Origin of the sequence: Actinomadura logoneensis (assembly GCF_003428695.1) — a bacterium.
GTDB lineage: Bacteria > Actinomycetota > Actinomycetes > Streptosporangiales > Streptosporangiaceae > Spirillospora > Spirillospora logoneensis.
Map to the genome: position 1 here is coordinate 1 of NZ_QURH01000337.1, position 21533 is coordinate 21533.

The window sequence follows — 21533 nt, forward strand, 5'->3', positions numbered from 1 at the left end:
AAGTCGACCAGGACGAAGTTCAGCACCTCCGACGAGTGCGTCATCACCAGGCCGAGCACCAGCGTCCGCAGCAGCTCCGACTTACCGGCGCCGGTCGCGCCGATGCACAGGCCGTGCGGGCCGAAACCGCCCTGCGCGGCCTCCTTGATGTCCAGCTCGACCGGACGGCCCTCGGCGTCGACACCGATCGGCACCCGCAGCCGGTTGCGCGGCGCGCGCGGGCGCCACGCCTGCGAGACGTCCAGCCGGGCCGCGTCGCCGACGTTCAGCAGCCGGGTCAGCGTCATCGCCTGGGACAGCGCGTCCAGCTCGGTGCCGCCCGCGGCGGCCGACGCGCGCAGCGGGGCGAGCTGCCGGGCGAGGCCGTCCGCCTGGACGTAGCTGAACCCGTCCGGACGGCCGAGCAGCGTCGGGACGTCCTTGCCGGTGCGGTCGCGGCGGAGCATCGCCATCTTGTCCGGCGCGACGCGCAGCCGCAGCATCGTGTTGTCGGCGGTGTGCGCGACGTGCCCGGTGATGTCGATGACGCAGACGCCCTCGATGCCGTCCGCGCCGATCTGCGAGTCCGGGGTGACGGCGCCGCCGTCCACGATGACGACGTGGTACGGCAGGTCGTTCTGGGACAGGCCGGGGGTGAACCGCGGCCGGTCCTTCACCTCGAACGCGAGCATCGCCTCCAGTTCCGTCAGCGTGTTCGCCATCAGCCGGACGGGCCCCGCGGCGTCGGTGACCTGCGGGTGCATCGAGTGCGGCAGCCACTTGACGAAGTCCCAGTGCGGCATCGCCTGCGGCGACGCGCAGACGCTGACGCGCATGTCGTCGGGGGAGTGGAAGGCGCAGAGCTGGGCGATCATCGCGCGGACCATGCCGCGCACCGTGTCGATGTCGCCGGCGGGCAGGATCCGCGAGAACGACGGCAGCGACACCGCGACCGGCAGGTTCGGCACGGTCGAGTGCGCCCGGACGAACCGGCGCAGCGCGCCCGCCGTCATAGGCTCCAGGTCCTCGATCGGCTTGGTCTCCGGCGGGATGAGCTGGACGGCCAGCTTCTGCGGGCCCGCGCCGATCCGCACGTTGCCGAAGTCGGGGTCGGTGGGGCGGCGCTCCCAGATCCGCGCGCTCATCACCAGCGACCACAGCGAGTCGGGGGACGGGCTGTTCCACTCCAGCGACTCGCGCTGCTGGTCGGCGGCGCGGCGGACCTTGCGGCGCGCCTGCGACAGGTACCGGAAGTAGTCGCGGCGCGCGCCGTTCAGCTTGAACTTGCGCTCGCCGGAACCGCGGGTCAGCTGGCCGATGAGCATGCCGAGCATCGCCAGGCCCATGCCGCCGGAGCTGATGGCGGCCATCGGGCCGCGGCTGTTGCCGCCGAGCAGCATCAGCCCCATCATCAGCGGCATCACCGCCATCGGCAGGAAGGTCAGCACCGCCTGCATGCCGCCGCTCTGCTGCTCGGGCAGCTCGGGCGGCGACTCCAGCAGCAGCTCGCCCTTGGGTGCCGGGGGCGGCTGCCTGCGTTCCTTGCGTCGGACGAGGATCGTGCTCACCTGGGAGTTCCCTCCACGGATGCGCCGGTGGCGTCGGGCTCGGGGTCGGATGCTGGGACGGCGCCCGTCTCGGGGCCGGACTCAAGGTGGGGGGTCATATCAGTATCTGGCCGGTTCTGTGACCGTTACGGGCGAGGTTCAGAGTTACGGGCGGTCAGCGGTTGATTTAGCGTAATGAGACCCAACATCCTAGGCTTCGCGTTCGATCCGACGATCCGGAGGACGGGAGCCCAGTGAATTCCCCCGCCACAACCGAACTGTGCAGGGTGACGATCGTCGCGCCGCGGCGGCGGATCGACGTCTCGCTGCCGGCGGACGTCCCCCTGGCGCACATGTTGCCCACATTGCTGCGCGCGGCCGGGGAGAACCTGGCGGACGCCGGGCTCGCCCATTCCGGCTGGGTGCTGCAGCGCCTCGACGAGGGCGCGTTCGACGCCGCCCAGACGCTCGGCGCGCTCGGCGTGCGCGACGGCGAGATCCTGTACTTCCGCCCGCGCATGGCGCAGCTGCCGGAGATGTCGTTCGACGACGTCGCCGACGTCATCGCGGAGGGGATGAAGGAGCGCTCCGACCGCTGGCGGCCCGCGTCCACGCGCCGTTTCGGCCTCGGCGCCGCCGCCGCCGCTCTCCTGGTGGGGGCGTTCGTCATCGCGATGTCCGGCCCGCCGTGGATCGCGCCCGCCGGTGTCGCCGGCCTCGTCGCCGTCGTCACCGTGGTCGCCGCCGCCGCGCTGTCGCGCGCGTTCGCCGACTCCGGCGCGGGGACGATCCTCGGCTACGCCGCCCTGCCGCACGCCTTCCTCGCGGGCCTGCTCGCACCGGCCCGCCCGCACACCTCGCTGCTCGACCTCGGCGCGCCCCACATGCTCGCCGGGTTCGGCGTCATGGCCCTCGTCTCGGTGATCGCGATGTTCGCCGTCGCGGACGGCCTGGCCACCTTCCTCGGCGTCACGGTCGCGGCGATCGCGGGGGCCGTCGCGTCCGGCGTCGGGCTCGCCGTCGGCGGCCTGCCGCCCGCCGGGCTCGCCGCGTGCGCCGCGGTGATCGTGATGATGCTCACACCGGCCGTCCCGTCGCTGGCGTTCAAGCTGGCCCGGATGCCGCTGCCGCCCGTCCCGGCGAGCGCCGACGACCTGCGCCGCGACACCGAGACCGTGGACGGCCGCCAGGTGCTCGCCCGCACCGGCGTCGCCGACCGGTTCGCGACCGGACTCATCGCGGGCGTCGCGCTGTCGGCCCTCGGCGGGATGGTCTTCCTGGCCACCGCGTCCGGCTGGGCGCCCGCCGCGACGATCGCCGCGATGTCGGTGTCCCTGCTGCTGCGCAGCCGCGTCTTCCGCGGCGTCACGCAGCGGTCCTGGATGCTCGTCGCGGGCTTCACCGGGCTCGGGCTGCTGGAGATCGGCACCGCCTGGCGCGGCGACTCGCAGCTGCTGATGCTCGCGACCGGACTGCTGCCGCTGCTCGTCGTCGTCGGGATCGTGGTCGGTGTCTCGATCTGGCTGCCGAACCACCGGCCGTCCCCGTTCTGGGGCCGGGCCGGCGACATCCTCGACATCATCGTCGTCATCTCGCTGATCCCGCTGGCCCTGGCCGCGCTGGACCTCTACGGCCGCATCCGCGGCCTGGCGGGGTGACGCCGCGATGCAGAACCGCCGCGACCTCTACCAGGCCCACCGGCTGATGACCCAGCGGGTCGGGCTCGCGCTGCTGCAGGGCGAGCCCGACATCGCCGAGTCGCCGATGCGCCGGCACGCGGTCGGCGCGTTCGCCGGCGTCATGGTCGCGCTCGTGGTCGCCGCCGTGTTCGGGATCTGGGGCGTGCTCGCCCCCGGCGGCGCGAAGGGCCTGGACCAGCCCGGCAAGCTCATCATCGAGAAGGAGACCGGGACCAAGTACATCTACGACGCGAACACGCGCAAGATGTTCCCGGTCGCCAACTACGCCTCGGCGATGCTCGCGCTCAACCAGGACAAGGTCGAGCGCCGGACGGTCTCCCGCAAGTCGCTGGCGCACTTCGAGCGCGGCCCGATGATCGGCATCGTCGGCGCGCCCGACTCGCTGCCCGACACCAAGCAGCTCATCCGCGGCCCGTGGTCGGTGTGCGTCCGGGAGGCCGCGGGCACCAACGGCGTCCGCCGCCAGTTCACCGCCCTCGCCGCCGGACGCGACGTCGGCGGCCGGCGGCTCGCCGACAACGAGGCCGTCGTGGTGAAGTCCGGCGGGCAGCCGTGGGTGATCTGGAAGGACCACCGGATGCAGCTGACCGTCCCGCCGGGGCAGGTCACCGCCATCACCGGCGGCCCCGACGCCGTCGAGGTGCCCCCCGCCTGGATGAACGCGATGCCCGCCGCGGGCAACTTCGGCGCGCCGAACGTCCCCGGCCGCGGCGGAGCCCACCCGGGACCCGGCGGACGTCCCGGCCGGATCGGCCAGGTCTTCAAAGCCGACACCGGCGACCGGCCGCTCTGGTACGTCCTGATGGGCGACGGGCTCGCGCAGATCTCCGAGACGCAGGCGCAGCTCCTGCTGCGTTCCCCCGAGACGCTGCGGGCCTATCCCGGTCAGAGCGTCGCGCCGATCCCGGTGGACGCGGCGTCCGCGCAGCAGGCCGTCGGCTCGCAGCGGCTCATGGACCCGAACCTGCCGCCGACGCTGCCGAAGTTCGCCACCTGGGACACCTCCGCGCCGCTGTGCGCGGTGTTCCCGACGGGATCGTCCGCCGCGCGGCTGACCATGGGCGGGACGCTTCCGGCGCCGTCCGCGGCGACGCTCGGCGCGGGCTCGGCCGGCTCGGCGAACGCGGTGGACCAGGTCGTCCTGCCGCCGGGCGGCGCGGCGCTGATGAGCCTGGTGCCGGGCAGCGGCGAGTCGGGCGGGCAGGCGTCCGGCTCCGGCTCGCTGTCGCTGGTGAACGACCAGGGCGTGCGGTTCGCGCTGCCGTCGGCGGACGTGGCCAAGAAGCTCGGCTACGACGCGGGCAAGGCGGCCCCGGTGCCGTCCTCGGTGATCCACCTGATCCCGTCCGGCCCGGCGCTGGACCCGGCGAAGGCCCGAAACCCCGTCCCGACGACGGGCGGCTGACCGCCGCAGGGCCCCTTCTCGACCGACCGGCCGCCGTCCTCCGACTCTTTCCGGGGGCGGCGGCCGTTCGCTTCGCCCCCTCCCGCCGGACCGGCGTCGTCCACCCGCGACGCCCTGATCAGTGCTTTTGGGGGAGTTGTGACCTGGAACATGCGGTGTGAGGTGAATCACGCCGACCGGACGGGATCCAGGTGATCTTCGAATGCGTCGACACCTTGACAGTAGAACCAATATGATCGCTGACATTTCGGGTCACAGGGCGCGTCGTTTCGTCCGTTCGGCGGGGCTGACGCGGAGGGGCGCCCAGCACGGTGCGGCCAGCATGCGCCTGTGACGCGGTGTCAAGGACAAGCTCCCCAACCGGAGGTGAAGCTGTGGCCGGCCAGTCCGCAGTCGACAGAGCAGCAATGGCCCAGGCGGCGACTCGCATCGAGGAGTCCGCCAACCTGATCAAGGGGCTGCAGAGCCAGCTCGAGGGGCACAAGAGCAACCTCATGAGCGGCTGGGCGGGCAACGCCTCGGTCTCCTTCGACCGGGTCTTCAACGAGTTCCAGACCGACATGAACAAGGTCCGGACCGCGCTCGACGGCATGCACGAGAAGCTCTCGCACACCAAGATCCAGTACGAGAGCACCGAGCAGGAGCAGACCGACGCGGTCAACAAGATCAACGCGCTGCTCAACGGCGGCACCTGATCCCCGCGGCACCCCCAGTCCAGACCGGTCTCAGACCCCCCGAAGGATTTCCATCGTGAGCGACAGCTACACCAAGGCCAATTTCGGCACGATGCAGCAGGCGCAGGCCGACTTCACCCTCACCTACCGCGCGCTGGTCGACGAGCTCCAGGACCTGGAGAAGGAGCTCGAGAAGCACCTCCAGCAGTGGGAGGGCGACGCGGTGCAGGCGTACTGGGAGGCGAAGCGCCAGTGGGACGCCGCCGCGCAGCACATCGGCACCGTCCTCAACCAGCTCGGCGTGGTGATCGGCGAGGCGCACTCCAACTACAGCGCCGCCGAGCGCAAGAACCAGGGCATCTGGGCCGGCTGACACGGCCTCCTGCTCCCGCCCGCCCGCGCCACGCGGACCGCTCCGGTTGTGTGCACGGCCGGAGCGGTCCGCGTTGACGTGGCCGGATCCAGAGCCGTGACACTCCGTCGCCAGGAGAACCAGCAATGAGCAAATACCACCTGACCCCCGGCCAGCTCGCTCAGATCGACCACGTCTACACCGTCGGATACGGCGAGTACGCGCAGGCGAAAGAGCAGAAGGGGCTGACCCAGCAGGAGTTCGACGCGCTGCCGGAGTACCAGCAGCGCGAGTACTTCTACAAGTACGGTCCGGGCATGCACGCCGGGCATCCCGGCGACGCCGACCACAAGCTCCCGAAGCAGGAGCCGGACCGCAACTGGAAGGCCGAGGCGCACCCCGGCTACAAGGTCGACCCGGAGGAACTGCGCGCGATCGCTCGCGACATGGGCTACAAGCTGGAGGCGTGGCGGCACCAGCTGACGGCCGTCACGCGCATCAACGTCACGCCCGAGCATCTCGGCAACATCAAGGGCTCCGGCGACTTCACCACGTTGGTCGAACAGTCGAAGAACAACTATGGGGCGTTCATCAACGACATCGTGACCGCCTACAAGGGCGTCATCACGAAGCTGAACGCGGCCGCTGACGCCTACGAGCAGGCCCACGACACCACCAAGAAGCAGGTGGCGAAGGTCGATACCAGCGGCACCCCGAACCTGACGTGAGCCCGAGCCGGGAGACGCTAGCCAATGACTGAAAACAAGGGATCGCTTCCCATCCGCGATGGGATGGTCTGGTCGGCCCAGGACTTCTCGGACCAGGACTTCGACTCGATCAAGAACCAGCTGAAGAAGATCGACCCCAAGCCGGTCACCAACGCGGGCAAGGCGTACAAGGACGCCGCCGACGTCCTGGCCGAGATGACGCGGGAGCTCAACAACAACTTCAGGCCGCGCATCATCGAGCACTGGGAGGGTGACTCCGCCCAGTTGGCGCTGGACCAGTTGGGCAAGGTGCACGGCACGGCGGCCTCCCTGTCGGACAGCAGCCACACCAACGCCGAGCTGTACAACTGGTACGGGGACTCGATCCTCAGCTGGTACAAGACGGCCGGTGAGGACATGTCGGACGGCATGTTCCACACCGGTGGGGACGACGACAACGCCCGGGACCTGATCAAGCGGTTCAGCAACCGGATGGGCGAGGCGTTCAACCACCACCCCATCAAGATCGACAAGGACCTGCCCGGGGACGGCCGGGGTGGCTACGGCAACGACCCCAACGGTCCCGGCGGAGGCCCGGGCGGAGGCCCGGGCGGGGGACCGGGCGGTGGCCCCGGCGGCGGACCCGGCGGCAAGTTCCCGACCTCGGACCCGAGCAAGAGCTTCCACCCGAGCAGCAACCTGCCGCAGGACCACAACAACCCGTTCAGCCACAAGCCCGACAGCAACAACCCGTTCCAGGATCCGAGCAAGAACCACAACAACCCGTTCCAGGACCCGAGCAAGAACCACAACAACTTCCCCTGGAACAACGACACCAACAACCCGTTCCAGGACCCGAAGCACAAGACGAACCTGTCGTCGTTCGACCCGACGGGCCTCGGCCCGGGCGGCGGACCCGGCGGCGGTCCTGGTGGCGGTCCTGGTGGCGGTCCCGGTGGGTTCGGCGGCGGCTTCGGGCCTGACGGCGGCGGCTTCGGCGGCGGTGGCGGCGGCATGGGCGGCGGCGGCATCACCGGCGTCCCGGGCGGTATGGGCGGGGCGCTCGGTGGTTCCGCCGCGGGAGCGGCCGGTCGCAACGGAATGGGCGGCATGCCCATGGGCGCCGGCCAGCACGGCGGCCAGGGCGAGGGCGAGAAGGAGCGTGAGCGCTCCACCTGGCTCACCGAGGACGAGGACGTGTGGGGCGCGGACGACGACACCGCGCCTCCTGTGATCGGCTGACCACTGCTGGACGATCATGCGTGATCCGGGTGGACGGGGGCTGCGGCCCCCGCCCACCCTCTTCGCTGTCTGGACCAAGGGAGATCAACTCATGCGACGGCTGATTCGATCGGCGGCGGCTGCGACGGCGGCGGTCGGCCTGGCCGTGATTCCGACCGCGTCCGCGGGCGCCACCCCCGAACCCAGTTCCCAGGAGTGGTGGTTCAAGGGCTGGAGCATCCAGCAGCAGGTCTGGCCCCTGACGAAGGGGCAGGGAGTCACCGTCGCGGTCCTGGACAGCGGCGTCAACGGCAACCTCCCGGACATGAAGCCCGCGACCCTGCCCGGCACCGACGTGGTGAGCGGCGGGAACGGCTGGACCGACCACGACGAGCAGGGCCACGGCACCGCGATCGCGAGCGTCATCGCCTCGCGCGGTACGAAGACCGGCTTCGTCGGCATCGCCCCGGAAGCGAAGATCCTTCCCGTCCGGACGCAGTCCGACGGCCCCTACCTCTCCAAGGCGATCCGGTTCGCCGTGGACCGGGGGGCGAAGGTCATCAACATGTCGATCGGCAACCAGGGGGCGACCATGTACCCCGACCAGTGCCCGCCGGAGGTGTTCTCCTCCATCAGGTACGCCATCGACAAGGACGTCGTACTGGTCGCCTCGGCGGGCAACACGGGCGACGAGGACAACGCCGCCGAGTACCCGGGATCGTGCCCGGGCGTCGTCGCCGTGGGCGCGCTCGGCCGGGACGGCCACGCGTGGAAGAAGAGCCAGCGGCAGCCCTACGTCGCCGTTGGAGCGCCCGGCGTGGACGTCGGCGGACTCAGCCAGACCGGCCACGTCTGGACGACCGGCGAGGGGACCAGCCAGGCGAGCGCCCTCACGGCGGGCGCCGTCGCCCTGATCCGTGCGAAGTACCCTCAGATGGGCGCCCGCGAGGTCGTCCAGCTGCTCACCAACACCACCAAGGACTTCGGCTCGCCCGACCAGCTCGGACGCGGCGTCGTCAGCATCCCCCGCGCCCTGCGCGTGAAGGTCCCGGCGAGCGCGCCGAACCCGGTCTTCGCGCGCTACGACAAGGCGGTCGCGCAGGCCCCGAAGAAGTCCGGTGGCGGCGGAGCGACGTCGTCCGCGCCGGCGGAGAAGAAGAGCGGCGGCTCTTCGACCATGCTCTTCGCGGGCGTCGGGGTGGTCGTCATCGCGGTCCTCGTGGTCGGCGGTGTCGTCCTCATGAGGCGCGGCAAGAGCAAGGGCGTGAGCGCGGGCGCTCCTCCGGCCGCGCCGATGGGGCCGCCGTCGTTCGGCCGGCAGCCGGGCGGGCACACCGGCCCGCAGCGGTCGCCGTACGCGGACCCGTCGCAGCAGCCCGGTTTCGGACAGCCCGGTGGGCCGCAGTTCGGCGGGCAGCCGGGGAACGGCGCTCCGCAGTTCCACCCGCCGGCGGGTGGGCAGGAGCCCCGCCAGTAGCCCCCCGCCTTCGCCGGCTCCGCCTGTCGGCGGCAGGAGCCCCGCCAGTAGCCCCCCGCCTTCGCCGGCTCCGCCTGTCGGCACCGGTCGGCACCTTCCCCGCCGGGCTCGGAGGCCTCCCGAACGGGCATTTGCTCGATCCCCGGATGGGGGCGGCCCGGCGGCTGTCGAGGTGGTCGTCAGGCCTTGGCGTGTGCGGGCGGTCAGCTGCGGTGGCGGCAGGTCGTGCAGGCGGTGAGGGCGTTGACGGCGTCGTGGGCCAGGGCGTCGGCGCCTGGACGGCCCGTAGCGGTGCTGAGCGGGGTGCGGCCCGTCTCGGCGGGGGTGCCCAGCTCGTCGGCGGGCGCGTTGAAGCCGGTGTAGGCGACGGTCACGATGAGGTTCTTCACGCGGACCTTTTCGCCGGACTCCCCGGAACCGCCCAGCACCGAGCTGCTCGTGCGGTGGTAGTAGAACGCCTGGTCGCCGAGCCCGTTGACCGGCGCGGAGGCGTCACCGGCCAGCTTGCCGCCGCCGATGGCCGAGGTGGAACCGGAGAGCGAGACGGCCGCCCGCCACGAGGAGTCGTACGACGACTGCGCGGAGGCGCTGCTTTCGAACGCGGTGATGTCGACCCGGGCCGTCCGGTACAGGATCCGCTTGCTGCCGGCCGCGGCGCGCATCGGGCCCGACCACAGGCACCACGAGTGCTCCTTCGAGCCGGTCGCGTCGCCGACGGGACCCTCGGCGCGCGGCACGAACTGGTCGAGTGTCGGCTTCGTGACCGTCGAGCAGGCCCCGGGAAAGGACGTGTAGCGCTCTTCCTGCGGCTTCTCGGCGGATGACCCGCCGACCGCCCAGGACGCGCCTCCAGCCGCCACGAGCAGTGCTCCCGCTGCGGCGAGCCACCGCCGTCGTTTCCACAGGGGTGTGGAAGGTTCGGGCGGCGTCGGGGTGGCCGGAGGGGCGGGAGTCTCGGGCTCGTCGTCCGGGGGGAGGAACGTGGGTCGGTTCATGACGACTGGAATGGTAGACGCTGCGGGTCTTGCGGGCGTATGTCGTCGTGAGGGCGGGCCGCCCGGCCATCGGTCAGGCGGTGGCCTCGGTGGGACGGGTGCCGCGGGTCCGGCGGAGGTAGTAGGCGGTGGTGACGACGGCGAGGAGCGGGCCCCAGGCGAGGAGGGGCGCGTAGCAGGCGGTCATGACGGCACCGGCGAGGCCGTGCGGGGCGTCAGGGTCGCCCATCGCGTCGGGGGCCGTCCAGGAGACGGCGCCGAGGAGGGTGATCGCGGTGACCGCGAGGGCCCCGAGGGAGGCGGGAACGACGGCCGCGAGCGGTGGGACGCGGCGTCCGCCCAGCCAGGGGATCCAGGAGGGGACGACCTCGCCCCACGGCCGGACGAGTCCCATGGTCAGCATGGCCAGGCTCTCCGTGAGCAGGCTGAGGACGATCACGTACGGGGTCAGCGGCCAGCCCGGACGGTACAGGTCGGCGAGGTCGCCGGAGAAGCCGACGGGGACGCCGAAGCCGAGCGCGACCCGCCACACGCCGGACGGCAGTGCGGTGAGGCTGGCGGCGCGGGCCGTCCATTCGATCCAGCGGGGGGCGGTGGCGTCCATGGGAACTCCCGGGTGGAGGGGGTTTTCGTCACGGCCCATGGTGGTGGGAGGGGTGGGGGCGGCACTTCCCCCGCCGGGCTCGGAGGCGTCCCCCCGAACGGGGCATTTCCGTGATCCCCCGGATGGGGGAGAGGGCGGCCCAGTGGCAGTCGGGGCGGTCGCCTTTTCGCCGGACTCCCCGGAACTGCCCAGTGGGGCCAGATTCGTTTCCCTCGGACCGGGCCCAGCGCTCCCATGTGTCGGACTATCCACCTGATTAGCGCCATTGCGTAGGTCTTGACGGCAAGTCGCCTAGGGCGTGGGCTGTGAGTTCTGCTGAAGGGTACGCGGATGAGATTTCTGGACGGTGGTGGCCGACGTTGGCGGCTGGGGCGGCGCTACCTGCCCTGGCGGCCGCGGCCGCATCCTTTCTTGGCGCGTCACGTAGATCTGATCAGCGACTTCGACGACCCCATCAGCGCCGCGATCAATATGACGCTTACCCTCCTGGTCCTGCCGTTCGCGATATGGCTCTGCCTCTCCTGGGCGTTGGCGTTGTTTCTGACGCCGTTCGTCACCGCAGGACGCATTTTGTTCCGTCGACCTTGGCCGGTGGTCGCGTTCCAGGCGGAGGGGAGCTGGGAGTATCTGGAATACGCCAGGAGTTGGCGTGCCGCCGGCCGCCTGATCCAGCAGGCCCGAAGGGAGCTCACTGTTTCCGGCAACGCGCCCAGCTTGAGGCGCGGAAGCACGTGAAGCGCATGAGCTCAGGACCCCGAGGAGTCATGGACTCGGAGCAGGTGATGCCTCCCGGCGACTGGGCCGAGCGGAACGTCAGAGCGGCGGGGGCTTGAGGATGCCTTGGGACTTCAGGGTTTCGACGGCGGCTTTGAGAGAGGTCGGGGGGACGTCCGGGACGCGGCCGGCGTTGGCTCGGATGTGGGACACCAGGTCCGGGTCCGGGGGGACGCCGTGGACGCGGAGGTAGTAGGCGGTGGCCTCGGGCCAGACCCAGGCGCCGTCGGTGCGGTAGCCGGACGGGACGGTGGCCGGGCGGGCGTCGTCCTGCAGGTCGGGGGTCGGGGCGCCCGCGGGGAAGGCGACCGGGGCCTGCTCCAGGTAGGCGAGGACGGACTCGCGCTCGGCCGGCGGGACGGGCGGGCGGGGCGGCAGGTCCGGGTTGGGCAGCGGGAAGGTCAGGCGGAGGGACTGCTCGTACCGGGAGGCCAGGCGGACCAGGTCGTCCAGGGACGGGGCCTGGGCCTCCTCGGCGTCCGGTACCAGGGAGCGGACCGCCTCGAGGGCCGGGACGCCCCGGGCGAACGCCTCGCGCAGCGCCGGGTAGAAGGCGCCGGCCCGGTTCGTCCCCTCCAGGCCCGCGTCGGCGCGGGCGACGTAGGACGCGGCGTCGCCGGAGGCCCACAGGTAGCCGAGGACGAGGCCGCTGTCGGCGACCACCGGGCGGTACACCACCGGGCCGGACGCCTGCGCCGGGTAGGTCGGCGGAAGCTGCATGTGGAGCGGGCCCCAGCCCTTCGAGCGGTCGACCGGGGTGCCGTCGGGGAACTCGCCGTCCTGGACGAGCGGCCCGGCGGTCGGCGGGAGGTTCGGGTTCGCGAGGCTCTCCACGACCGCGGGCGAGTCGGCCCGCCGCGGGGTCAGCCCGGCCGGGACGGCCCCGGCGCGCGGGTCCTGCGGGGCGCCGATCCAGCGGCGGATCGCCTCCCGGGCGGGCAGGTCCTGCGCGGCGGCCTCGTCGAGCCGGTCGGCCCAGACGAGCGGGGCCTCGAAGGCGCGCCCGGCGGCGTCCATGCGGCGGACGAAGCTCGCCGCCCGGTCGGTCTCGCTCGCCCACAGGAAGCCGATCGGCTGCCCGTCCAGGACCACGGGCAGGTACTCGACGGGCTTGCGCGTGAAGGGCTCGTACTTCGGCATGGAGTCCTCTGCCAGCTCAGGAACGGATCAGCGTGACCGCGGCGCCGCGCGTCGCGTCGTCCACCTCGGGCGGCCGGAACCCGTTACCGCGCGCGTGCGCGACGAGCTCCGGGTCGGGCGCGACGTCGTGCGCCCGCAGGTAGTAGCCGACGGCGCCCGGCCACACCCACGCGCCGTCGGTGTGGAACGTCAGGGGGACCCGCGCGGCGCGCCCGGGGTCGAGTTCGTCCACGTCCAGGCTGCGCGCGGCGAGGACGATCGGCGCCTGCTCCAGGTACCGGACCAGCGCGTCCCGCTCGTCCTCGGGGACGTCCGGACGGGTCTCGCCGTCGGCCGGGAGGGGGGCCGCCGCCATCCGCAGCCCGTCCGGCGCGGTCGCGGTCTCGTAGTCGATCTCGTGGGTGTCCGGGAAGGTCAGGCGGAACGTCGCCGCCGTCCACGGCTCGGCCGCGCCCTGCCGGAGCACGGCGAGGATCTCGTTCAGCGCGGGCGGCGCGGGGAACGTCCCGGTCTGGCCGTCCAGCCCGGTGACCTCGACGGACGACCCCTCCGGCGAGTAGCGGACGGTGCTGCGCGTCCACCCGGACGGCAGGAACATGCCCAGCAGCCGCGCGACGTCGCCGAGCAGCTGCGCCTGCTCCTCCGGATCCAGCGGGCGGTCGGTCGAGCGGGCCGCGCCGCCGAGCCAGACGGGCAGCCAGTCGCGCGGGAAGGACGCCAGGTCGCGGCGGTACGCCTCGGCGCCGAGACCCGGGTCGAGCTCGGCGTCGAACCACGTCCGGTACGCGCCGGGCGGCTCCAGCATGAACCGCATCCCGAACCAGGTGCCCTCGCCGGGCCGGTACATCATCGAGCGCAGCTCGGCCGCGACCCCGAGGAACTCGCGCGGGGCCTGGTACTCGCGCACCGAGCCGTCCGCCATCACGACCGCCAACGCGGCCCGCGAGGCCCCGCCCGCCATCGCGACGCGCAGGTCGACGCGCCGCCAGCCGCCGGGGGCCAGCGCCGCCATCGCCGTGCCCATCCACTGCACGAGCTGGTCGTACCGCGCCTGATCGTACGGCCATGGCCCGTATCCGGCCGGCGGCCGCTCTCCGGGCCCCTGAGTCATCGCTTCAGCCTCCTCGATCCGCCCGATCCTAGTGCTTTCCCGGCGACTTCCCAGCGGATCGGACCTCCCCGGGCACGGGGGTCCCTAGCGGAGCGGGACCTGGTGCAGGTCCAGGCTCGGGAGGGTCAGCGGGGCGTTGCCCTCGCGCTCGTTCCACGCCCGGTACGTCCAGCCCTCGGGGGACGGGATGCCGTAGCCGTCCCGGAACGCCGTCACGATCATGCCGGTGAGCCGCCGGTAGTCCGCGGACGGGGACGGCCACGGCAGGCGGTACCACCAGTCGTCCCGGCCGCGCCGAGGGTCGGGGGCGTTCCAGCCCGCGGCCTCGATGAGCCGCCGCGCCTCCGGGGACGCGTGGTCCTCCGGCTGGAGGAAGGTGTTGTCGCAGAGGTAGGCGAGAAGGGCGTCGTCCTCCTGGGCGAACTGGGTGAAACGCCCGCCCTCCTCCCGCTCGCTGATCACCAGCAGGGCACCCGCGGGAAGGTCGGCGAGATCGTCGGCGAGTTCCGCCGCGAAGGTCTCCCATTCCATGGTCAGGATTCCTTGTCCCACTTCTCGAGGTAATCGTTCGTGGCGACGAAAAGGTTGACGCGCACCCTCGTGCGCCAGACGGCCACCGTCGTTTCCGCGCCCGCCCAGCTCACCATCGGGAGTTCTCCGGGAGCGCGCCGGGTCGGCGAGCCGAGGCTTTCGGTGCAGACGGAGACGACGCGCGCGAATTCGTCCCGCAGCCACGTCCGCTGCTCCGGCGCTTCCTGGTCGATATAGGCGGAGGTGCCGGCCGTCACCATGACCGCCCGGTCGTCCCGGAGGTCCACCGACGCGCTGGCCGGGCCCAGGCCGTCGTCCAGCCACACCGTCCCGCCGGTCGTCATGTAGACGCTCCAGCCCAGCCGGTCGGCGAGCTCGCCGACCGCGCCGGCGGTCCAGTCCCAGCGCAGGTCCCGGAAGGCCGTCGCCAGCTCGGCGATCCGCTCGTCGGGGAGTCGGGCAGGTGTCATGTTCCGATCCTATCGACGGGGGTCCAGGCCGGAGACGCGGCGGAAGTCGAAGGGAATCCCGTCGCGGCTGAGGTCGAATTCCGCCCAGCGCGCGTGGCCGTCCTTGTTGGAATGGGCGTAGAGGTATTCGAATTTGAGCGTCCCCGCGGCGAGATGCGCCTGGAGCTGCTTCTTCAACGCCTCGTCCGCGTTCAGCGCCGCGCGCAGATCGGGATCGAGCGACATCACGAAGTCGAGGTACTCGGGGCTGCCCTGCATCGCCTTCTTGAAGTTCTCGATCGTGCGGTCCTGGAGGGACGCGCCGACGCCCTTCGCCTCGACCGCGGTGATCGTGGCGGAGTCGGGGCCGATGGTCACGCCGATCAGGTCCAGGGTGCCGGGCCGTCCGGGGGCGTCGAAGTCCAGCGGGGTGAGCAGCCGGCGGCCGAGGTGGTGTTCCAGCAGGTCCCGCCCGACCGCCATGCCGAGCTTCTCGCTGACCTGGCGCATCCGGTGGCCGTGGTCGTTGAAGGTGTTGGCCTGGTCGCTCAGCCGGCCCACCTTCTGGAGCACCTCCGGGGTGGGGCCGTGCTTGGCGATGATCTCGTCCGAGACCGCCTTGATCTTGTCGCCGCTGTTGATGTCGTCCAGCTTCCTGATGCCGAGCTCCTGCATCAGCGGCCGGAGCTCCTTGAGGATCTCCTGGCGCTTCTCGTGCCAGTCGGCGCGCTCGTCGGCGAGCCGCTGGAGCTCGTCCCGGGCCTCCTGGCTCGGCTCGTACTCCACCTTCTCGCTCATCTGCTCGTGGAAGTCGATCTGCCGGTTCGAGTTCGGCTCGGTGAGCCACCTGCCGTCCTCGCCCTTGAGCCGGTGCGGCGGGTCCTCCATGCGGAAGCTCTTGTCCGGGTCGCCCGGATAGTGCAGCTTGCCGTCCTCGCTCCGGTAGAAGCCGTCGGGGTCGCCCTCCTTGTGCAGCCGTCCGTCCTCGCCGCGCGTGAGGCCGTCGTCGCGGTCCGGCGTCGGGGTGCCGGAGTCGTCGTCGGCGCGCGCCCGGGCGTCGTCCGGGGGCGGCTCGTGGGCCGGGTGGCGGGCGGGGTCGGAACCGGGGGCGTGGCCGCGGCCCGCCGGGTCGTTGCCGCCGTCCGGGTAGTGGGTCTTCCACTGGCCGTTCGGGGGCCAGTCGGGACGCAGCCGCCCCTGCGGGTCCTGGTGGCCGGACGAGGCGAACACGTTGCCGTTGTGGTCCGTCCACACCAGGCCCTCGGGGGCGGTCACGCGGACCCCGAGGTGGTGCGAGAGCTGCGACGCGAAGTCGCCGTCGCCGGTGCGGCAGGAGAGCAGGAAGACGTCCTTGCCGTTCCAGTTCGGGTCGTGGTAGATCAGCTCGGCCAGGTCCTTGGCGGAGATCTTGCGGCCGTTGACCGTGATGCCGTCCGGGCCGCCGTGCGCGTCGATCACGTACCGGTTCGGGTCGGCGGGGACGCGGCGCGAGTGCTCGCGCATCGCGGCATCGTCGGGTCCGTAGAACGACCGCCCGGACGGCGTCTCGTCGCTGCTGCGCCATACATCGTGCAGATGCTCGGGCAGGTTGCGCGGGACGTCGTCGGACGTCGTGTGCGGGTTCTCGTCGTGGTCCGGGCGCGGCTCGTTCTCGATCTCGGTCCGGTGCGGACGGTCCGTCCCGTCGCGCTCCGAGTGGGGCCCCGGCCGCCGGTCGTCGCCGCCCGGGCCGGAGCCCGCGGGGCGGTCCCGGTCGGGCGCGGCCGACGGGGTCCGGTCGCGGTCCGAGACCGGTGACCTCTCCGGGGCGCGCTCTGTGGAGGGAGTGCGCTCGGGTGCCGGGCGGCGGTCGTTGCCCGGCGTCCGGTCGGACGTCGGGGTGCGCTCGGACGTCGGGGTGCGCTCGGAGGTCGGACTGCGGTCGGACGTCGGGGTGCGGTCGGTCGGGGTGGTGGTGGGGGTGTGGGTCGGGTCGGTGGACGGGGTCCGGTCCGAGGAGGACGGCGTCCGGTCGTTGGACGGAGTCCGGTCGGTGAGGCTCGGGCCGTTGTCCGAGGTCGGCGTGCGGTCCGACGTGGGCGTCCTGTCCGTGGACGGGGTCCGGTCCGCGGGGGAGGCCGGGGTCCGGTCGGACGGAGGGCGCTCCGAGGTGGGGCGGTCGGACGGCGTCCGGTCGGCGGACGTCGGGGTGTGCTCGGTCGGAGTCCGGTCCGTCGGGGACGGCGTGCGGTCGGCGGGTCCCGGGGTCCGGTCCGTCGTCGGGGTGCGGTCCGTCGTCGGGGTCCGGTCCGCCGGCGGGGTGTGGTCGGTGGTCGGGACGCGGTCCTGGCCGGAGGTGGGCTCGGGAGCCCGGTCGGCCGGACGTGTCGTCGGGGTCCGGTCGCCGGGCGGGGTGTGGCCGCCTGACGGGGTGTGGTCCGTCGTGGCGGTGTCCTGGACGGTGGGAGTGCGCTCGGGCGTCGCGGTCGAGTGGTCGGACGTGGACGGCGTGCGCTCGGGAGTCGCAGTGTGGTCGGTCGTCGGCGTCCGGTCCGGGGCCGCGGAGGTGGACGGCGTCCGGTCCGGGGTGGACGACGTGGGGTCCGGCGTGGGGCCGTTGTGGGCGGCCGACGGTTCCGGACGCGTCGTCGGATGGGACGCGGCGGTCTCCGGCGGCGGGCCGTGCGGGACGACCCGGGCGTGGACGTCGTAGGTCGGTCGGCCGTGCTGGTCGACGCCGGTCTGCCGGACGTCGGTGATCTCGTACCTGGTGCCGCGCGGCAGGATGAGCTCGCGCTGGTCGGGGAATTTGCTGTTCTGGCCCATCCAGACGCCGTGGGTGCCCTCGGGAAGGTGGAGGTGCAACTGGATGGCGAAGGGATTGCGGTCCACGACGGCGGGGCTGTTGCCGAGGGACGTGGACATGTAGGCCGGCTCGTGCTGCGTCGTCCCGATCAGTTCCCGAGGGTCGCGCGAGCCGAGAGGCGTTCCGTCGCCGGTCTGCATGAACGACAGGTCGTGCAGACCGCGCCGGGCCTCCACCGGCTCGGGGAGCGGATGGTTGAGCGCCTGGTCGATCTCGTTGATGCGGTTGTTGAACACCTCGGTGGTCGGATGTCCGCCGAACATGTCGTGGTAGAACCTGTACGCTCCGGCGTCGTGCTTGATCTGCTCGAGCGTGGCGTGCGGGTTCGGCGAGTTGACGATGTACTCGACCAGTTGCCGCTGGTAGGTGTCCAGGCGGCTCGGGTCGCGCGCCATGTCGAAGACCTGGCGGATGTTCGGCGTCTCCCTGTTGTTGGCGTGGTACAGCGCGTCGCTCGCGTAGTGCTGGTTGTACAGGTGCTGGAACATGGGGCCCGGGTCGTCGCCGGTCCGCAGGTAGTGGTTCTGGACCGACTGGCGCGTGTACTGGCGAAGGGCGTTCTGGTGCTCCGGCGGCAGCAGTCTCTCGAAGACGTGCTGGAGGCGCCGCTGTCCGTAGAGTTCGCCGTCCGCGTCGCTGTCGAAGCGGCGGACGCCGTCCTCGTGCACGCGTCCGGGCGTCGGGTCGTGGGTCGTCCAGCCGGACGAGGTCGCGTTGCCGTGCTCGTCGATGTGGACCGGCCCGTCCGGCGTGATGACCTGCTGGCCCAGGTGTTCGGCGACGTGCTGGCCGAAGGGGCCGGCTCCGACGTTGTCCGAGAGGAGGACGACGGGCCGGCCGTTCCAGTTCGGGTCGTTGCGGACGGTGTCGGAGAACTCCTCCGGTGACACCCGGCGCCCGCCGACGGACGGACCGTTCCGGTCGCCGGGGGCGTCCACGATGAAGTAGTTCGGGTCCCGCGGGACCCGGTCGGCGTTCTCGTGCGCCGGACGTCCCTCCGAGTCGTGGAAGGACCGTCCGGACGGCGTCTCGTCGCTCTGCCGGAAGTTGTCGCGCAGGTGCTCGGGGACGTTCTCCGGAACGGGCCGCGGATCGTGCTCGCCGCGCGGCATGGCGTCGCGCTCGTCCGGGGTGTTCGGGTCGCGGTCGGCGCGCGGACCGGCCTCATGCTCCTGGGGCGCGTTCGCGTCGCGGTCGGGGCGCGGGCTCGCCTCGTGTTCCTCGGGCGTGTTCGTGTCACGCTCGGGCCGGGACGCCGGCTCGTGTTCCTCGGGCGCGTTCGCGTCGCGATCCGGGCGCGGGCCCGCCTCGTGTTCCTGGGACGCGTTCGCATCGCGCTCGGAGCGCGGACCCGCTTCGTTCTCCCGCGGGTCGCGGGAGGTCGGTTCGTGTTCCTGCGGGTCGCGGGACGGTTCGTGCTCCTGCGGCTCCCGGTTGGACGACTCGTGTTCCTGCGGGTCGCGCTGGGCCGGGTCGCGTTCCGGTGAACCGGACGGGTCGTTCTCGCGGGACGCGGGCTCGTGCTCCTGCGGGGTGGCGGTGTCGCGCTCTGGACCGGGGCCGGACTCGTGTTCCTGCGGAGCGTCGGCGTTGTGCTCGCCGCGGGGGGAGTCCTCCGGCGTCTCGTTCTGCTGGTCAGCGCGGTCCCGCGGTTCCTGCTCCTGCGGCCCCTGCTCCTGCGGGCCGTTCTCCTGCGGTCCCTGCTCCTGGGGGCCGTGCTCGACCGGGGGCTGGTCACCGGTGATGAGGCCCTGGTCGTCCAGGCGCGGACCGGACGCGGGCTGCTCGCCGTCGCGCGGAGCGCGGTTCTCGGGACGGCTGCTCGGCTCGTTGCCGGTCCCGGGGTTCGTGCCCGGGCCGGAGCCGTTCGGACGCGTCGAACCGTCGGCGGACGGCACGGCACCGCGTCCGGACGCCGACGACGACGAGGAAGAGGACGGGGACGAGCCGTTGCCGCTCGGCGCGACGCCGTCGCCGCCCGGTATGAAGACCGGCAGCGGCGTGACGATCGGGCCGTTCGCGTTCTGCGGGTCCGTGCCCGGGTGGTCGCCGTCGCCGTCGGCCCCGCTGCGGTTGCGAGAGCCGTCCGGCGAGGAGGACGTGGTGGACGGCGAGGCCAGGTTCGTGCCGCGCGACCCCGGCCCGCCGCTGCCGGCGGCCGACGGGGACGTTCCGGACGGCGACGACGACGGCCCCGAAGACGACGGCCCGGAAGACGAAGGCCCCGAGGCGGAGGGACCGGCCGCCGAAGGACCGGACGGCACCGGGCCGGAGGCGGAGGGCCCGGAGGACGACGGTCCGCTCGCGCTCGGCCCGCTCGCGGTCGGGCCGCCCCCGGTCGGTCCGCTCGCTGTCGGGCCGCTCCCGCTCGGTCCGCTGCCCGTTGGGCCGCTGCTCGACGACGACGTGGACGGTCCCGGCCCGCCGTCGCCCGGCACGCCGGACGGGGACGAGGACGGCCCGGACGGCGAGGACGACGGCTGCGACGAGTGGTTGGGGGACGAGCCGGAGTCGCCGTTCGGGAAGCTCGCCAGGTTGGTGTGCGAACCGTTCCCGTTGCCCCCGCCGCCGTTCAGCATCGACTCGATGCGGTTGCCGCCGCCGGAGTTGCTCCCGCCGCCCGAGTCGCCGCCGCTGTGCGAGGGGGACGACGAGTAGTCGCCGCCGCCGCTGTGCGACGGCCCGGACGACGAGGGCTGGCTGCTCGGTCCCGGGTCCCGCGACGGCGCCGGGGTGCGGTCGCCACCGCCGGACGGCGTGTGGTCGCCGCCGCCGTTCCCGTTCGTGGTCGGCCCGGCCGACGGAGATGACGACGGCTCGTGCGAAGGGGACGAGGACGGCCCGTCGCCCGCCGCCGAAACGCTCGGCTGGTGCGAACCGTTCGAGCCGCTGGAGCCGTCCGCGCCGTTGGAGCCGGAGCCGTTCGTGCTCGGGCTCGGCGCGTGGGTCGAGACCGGGTCGGCCGACGGCGTGGTCGACGGCGTGGTCGTGGGATCCGTGGACGGCGTGTTGGTCGTGTCCGGCGTGTTGACGTGCTGGTTGAACTCGTTGAGGCCGCCCTTGGCACCGCCGATCGCACCCCCGAAACCGCCCGAGGTGCCGCCCTTCGCGGCGGCCTCGAGGTCGATGTCGCGGCCGTGCGCGACGTCGGTGGCCATGGAGCCGAGCGCGCCGCCGAGCGCGCCGCTGACGCCCTCGCGGGCGGCGCCCTTGAACATGTTGCCCGCCGCCGAGCCCGCGGCGTCCGACAGGCCGGGGATCTTGCCGACGCCGTGCCCGACGGCCCCGCCGACCGCGCCGCCGATCGCGCCGTCCAGCATGGAGGTGCCGACCTGCTTGAGGTCGACGCCGTCGCGGTGGCCCTGCGCGACCTGGATGCCCTGGATCAGCAGGTCGAGCCCGCCGCCCTGCAGCAGGCCCATGATCGCGCCCTTGGCGATCGAGGACAGCAGGTTCTGGCCGAGGCGCTCCAGAAGCTGGGTCGCGATCGTCCGGGCGGTGGCCCACGCGCCCGCCTCGACGGCCGGGATCGCCGCCGTGGACGCGCCGAACGTCGCGAACGCCGCCGCGATCAGCCAGGCGATCTGGATCGCCGTGATGATCAGCAGCGCGATGAACATGTACTTGCCGTACTCGATCTCGGTGGCGCCCTGTTCGAGCACCTTCCCGAGCGCGTCGCACGCCTCGGCGAGCTTCGGCAGGATCTCCGGGTCCGTGGTGGTCCACTTGTCCCAGTTGAGGCGGAACTTCTCGGCCGCGCCGCTGTCCAGGGCGCCGAGCACGTCGGACGCGGCCCGGTTCAGCTCGCCGATCAGGGAGGTCACGTCGGCGGACGCGCCGTGCCAGGCGTCGGCGGCCCGCCGCATGGCGGTCTCGTCGCCTTCGGGCCAGTCGGCGCCGATGAGCCACGACAGCCACTTGACCTCGTCGGGGATCTCCATGCCCACGGGAAGGCCACCTCAAGGGGAGTTCGGGGGGAGCGGGGGGACGTGCCGAGCCGTGATCGTCAGACCGGAGGGGCT

Annotated in this window: 16 protein-coding genes; 8 read left to right on the forward strand and 8 right to left on the reverse strand. The window is 72.5% G+C overall.

Going from position 1 to position 21533, the window contains the following annotated elements; genetic code table 11:
• Nucleotides 1-1547 (reverse strand): type VII secretion protein EccCa (gene eccCa, locus DZF91_RS22170; protein ID WP_117359373.1); only part of this gene is annotated, 1547 nt, incomplete at its 3' end.
• A gap of 266 nt (nt 1548-1813) precedes the next feature.
• Between eccCa and eccD the strand changes: the two genes are divergently transcribed.
• The 7 genes from eccD (at nt 1814) to DZF91_RS22205 (ending at nt 9062) form a co-directional block, all read left to right on the forward strand.
• Entirely contained in the window at nt 1814-3184 is a 1371-nt protein-coding gene (gene eccD / locus DZF91_RS22175) for a type VII secretion integral membrane protein EccD (RefSeq protein WP_235834472.1), read from the forward strand.
• A 7-nt stretch (nt 3185-3191) separates the two neighbouring features.
• Nucleotides 3192-4631 (forward strand): type VII secretion protein EccB, encoded by a 1440-nt coding sequence (eccB, locus tag DZF91_RS22180; protein ID WP_117359375.1) that lies wholly within the window; start codon nt 3192-3194, stop codon nt 4629-4631.
• Between the two features lie 374 nt (nt 4632-5005).
• Entirely contained in the window at nt 5006-5326 is a 321-nt protein-coding gene (locus DZF91_RS22185; RefSeq protein ID WP_147341263.1) for a WXG100 family type VII secretion target, read from the forward strand.
• Nucleotides 5327-5381: 55 nt separating this feature from the next.
• Nucleotides 5382-5678, forward strand: coding sequence for a WXG100 family type VII secretion target (locus DZF91_RS22190; RefSeq protein WP_117359377.1), 297 nt, complete (start codon nt 5382-5384; stop codon nt 5676-5678).
• Between the two features lie 125 nt (nt 5679-5803).
• On the forward strand, nt 5804-6385 hold the full coding sequence (locus tag DZF91_RS22195; protein ID WP_117359378.1) for a hypothetical protein: 582 nt from the start codon (nt 5804-5806) through the stop codon (nt 6383-6385).
• Nucleotides 6386-6448: 63 nt separating this feature from the next.
• The gene (locus tag DZF91_RS39980) at nt 6449-7606 is read left to right on the forward strand and encodes a hypothetical protein (protein ID WP_117359379.1); all 1158 of its coding nucleotides are present in this window, start codon (nt 6449-6451) and stop codon (nt 7604-7606) included.
• Nucleotides 7607-7697: 91 nt separating this feature from the next.
• Nucleotides 7698-9062, forward strand: coding sequence for a S8 family serine peptidase (locus tag DZF91_RS22205; RefSeq protein WP_158588009.1), 1365 nt, complete (start codon nt 7698-7700; stop codon nt 9060-9062).
• Nucleotides 9063-9265: 203 nt separating this feature from the next.
• Here the strand turns inward: DZF91_RS22205 and DZF91_RS39020 are convergent, their stop codons facing one another.
• On the reverse strand, nt 9266-10057 hold the full coding sequence (locus DZF91_RS39020; RefSeq protein WP_147341264.1) for a hypothetical protein: 792 nt from the start codon (nt 10055-10057) through the stop codon (nt 9266-9268).
• A gap of 73 nt (nt 10058-10130) precedes the next feature.
• Nucleotides 10131-10661: a hypothetical protein gene (locus DZF91_RS22215; protein WP_117359382.1), complete on the reverse strand. Its 531-nt coding sequence runs from the start codon at nt 10659-10661 to the stop codon at nt 10131-10133.
• 330 nt (nt 10662-10991) lie between these two features.
• Here DZF91_RS22215 and DZF91_RS22220 point away from each other — a divergent pair, with 330 nt between their 5' ends.
• Nucleotides 10992-11396, forward strand: coding sequence for a hypothetical protein (locus DZF91_RS22220; RefSeq protein WP_117359383.1), 405 nt, complete (start codon nt 10992-10994; stop codon nt 11394-11396).
• A 78-nt stretch (nt 11397-11474) separates the two neighbouring features.
• Here the strand turns inward: DZF91_RS22220 and DZF91_RS22225 are convergent, their stop codons facing one another.
• From DZF91_RS22225 to DZF91_RS22245, 5 genes are all read right to left on the reverse strand, one after another.
• On the reverse strand, nt 11475-12575 hold the full coding sequence (locus DZF91_RS22225) for a hypothetical protein (RefSeq protein WP_117359384.1): 1101 nt from the start codon (nt 12573-12575) through the stop codon (nt 11475-11477).
• 16 nt (nt 12576-12591) lie between these two features.
• Nucleotides 12592-13686 (reverse strand): hypothetical protein, encoded by a 1095-nt coding sequence (locus DZF91_RS41270; RefSeq protein WP_199486799.1) that lies wholly within the window; start codon nt 13684-13686, stop codon nt 12592-12594.
• Nucleotides 13687-13770: 84 nt separating this feature from the next.
• Nucleotides 13771-14217, reverse strand: coding sequence for a TY-Chap domain-containing protein (locus DZF91_RS22235; RefSeq protein ID WP_117359385.1), 447 nt, complete (start codon nt 14215-14217; stop codon nt 13771-13773).
• A 2-nt stretch (nt 14218-14219) separates the two neighbouring features.
• Entirely contained in the window at nt 14220-14687 is a 468-nt protein-coding gene (locus tag DZF91_RS22240) for a DUF6301 family protein (protein ID WP_117359386.1), read from the reverse strand.
• Between the two features lie 9 nt (nt 14688-14696).
• Nucleotides 14697-21452, reverse strand: a complete 6756-nt coding sequence (locus tag DZF91_RS22245) for a WXG100-like domain-containing protein (RefSeq protein ID WP_235834474.1) — start codon at nt 21450-21452, stop codon at nt 14697-14699.
• Nucleotides 21453-21533: the final 81 nt, after the last annotated feature.

Coding starts and splice junctions, on each gene's coding strand:
- eccB (WP_117359375.1), top strand. CDS start 3,192: ATGCAGAACCGCCGCGACCTCTACCAGGCCCACCGGCTGATGACCCAG.
- DZF91_RS22195 (WP_117359378.1), top strand. CDS start 5,804: ATGAGCAAATACCACCTGACCCCCGGCCAGCTCGCTCAGATCGACCAC.
- DZF91_RS39980 (WP_117359379.1), top strand. CDS start 6,449: ATGGTCTGGTCGGCCCAGGACTTCTCGGACCAGGACTTCGACTCGATC.
- DZF91_RS22205 (WP_158588009.1), top strand. CDS start 7,698: ATGCGACGGCTGATTCGATCGGCGGCGGCTGCGACGGCGGCGGTCGGC.
- DZF91_RS39020 (WP_147341264.1), bottom strand. CDS start 10,057: ATGAACCGACCCACGTTCCTCCCCCCGGACGACGAGCCCGAGACTCCC.
- DZF91_RS22215 (WP_117359382.1), bottom strand. CDS start 10,661: ATGGACGCCACCGCCCCCCGCTGGATCGAATGGACGGCCCGCGCCGCC.
- DZF91_RS22220 (WP_117359383.1), top strand. CDS start 10,992: ATGAGATTTCTGGACGGTGGTGGCCGACGTTGGCGGCTGGGGCGGCGC.
- DZF91_RS22225 (WP_117359384.1), bottom strand. CDS start 12,575: ATGCCGAAGTACGAGCCCTTCACGCGCAAGCCCGTCGAGTACCTGCCC.
- DZF91_RS41270 (WP_199486799.1), bottom strand. CDS start 13,686: ATGACTCAGGGGCCCGGAGAGCGGCCGCCGGCCGGATACGGGCCATGG.
- DZF91_RS22235 (WP_117359385.1), bottom strand. CDS start 14,217: ATGGAATGGGAGACCTTCGCGGCGGAACTCGCCGACGATCTCGCCGAC.
- DZF91_RS22240 (WP_117359386.1), bottom strand. CDS start 14,687: ATGACACCTGCCCGACTCCCCGACGAGCGGATCGCCGAGCTGGCGACG.
- DZF91_RS22245 (WP_235834474.1), bottom strand. CDS start 21,452: ATGGAGATCCCCGACGAGGTCAAGTGGCTGTCGTGGCTCATCGGCGCC.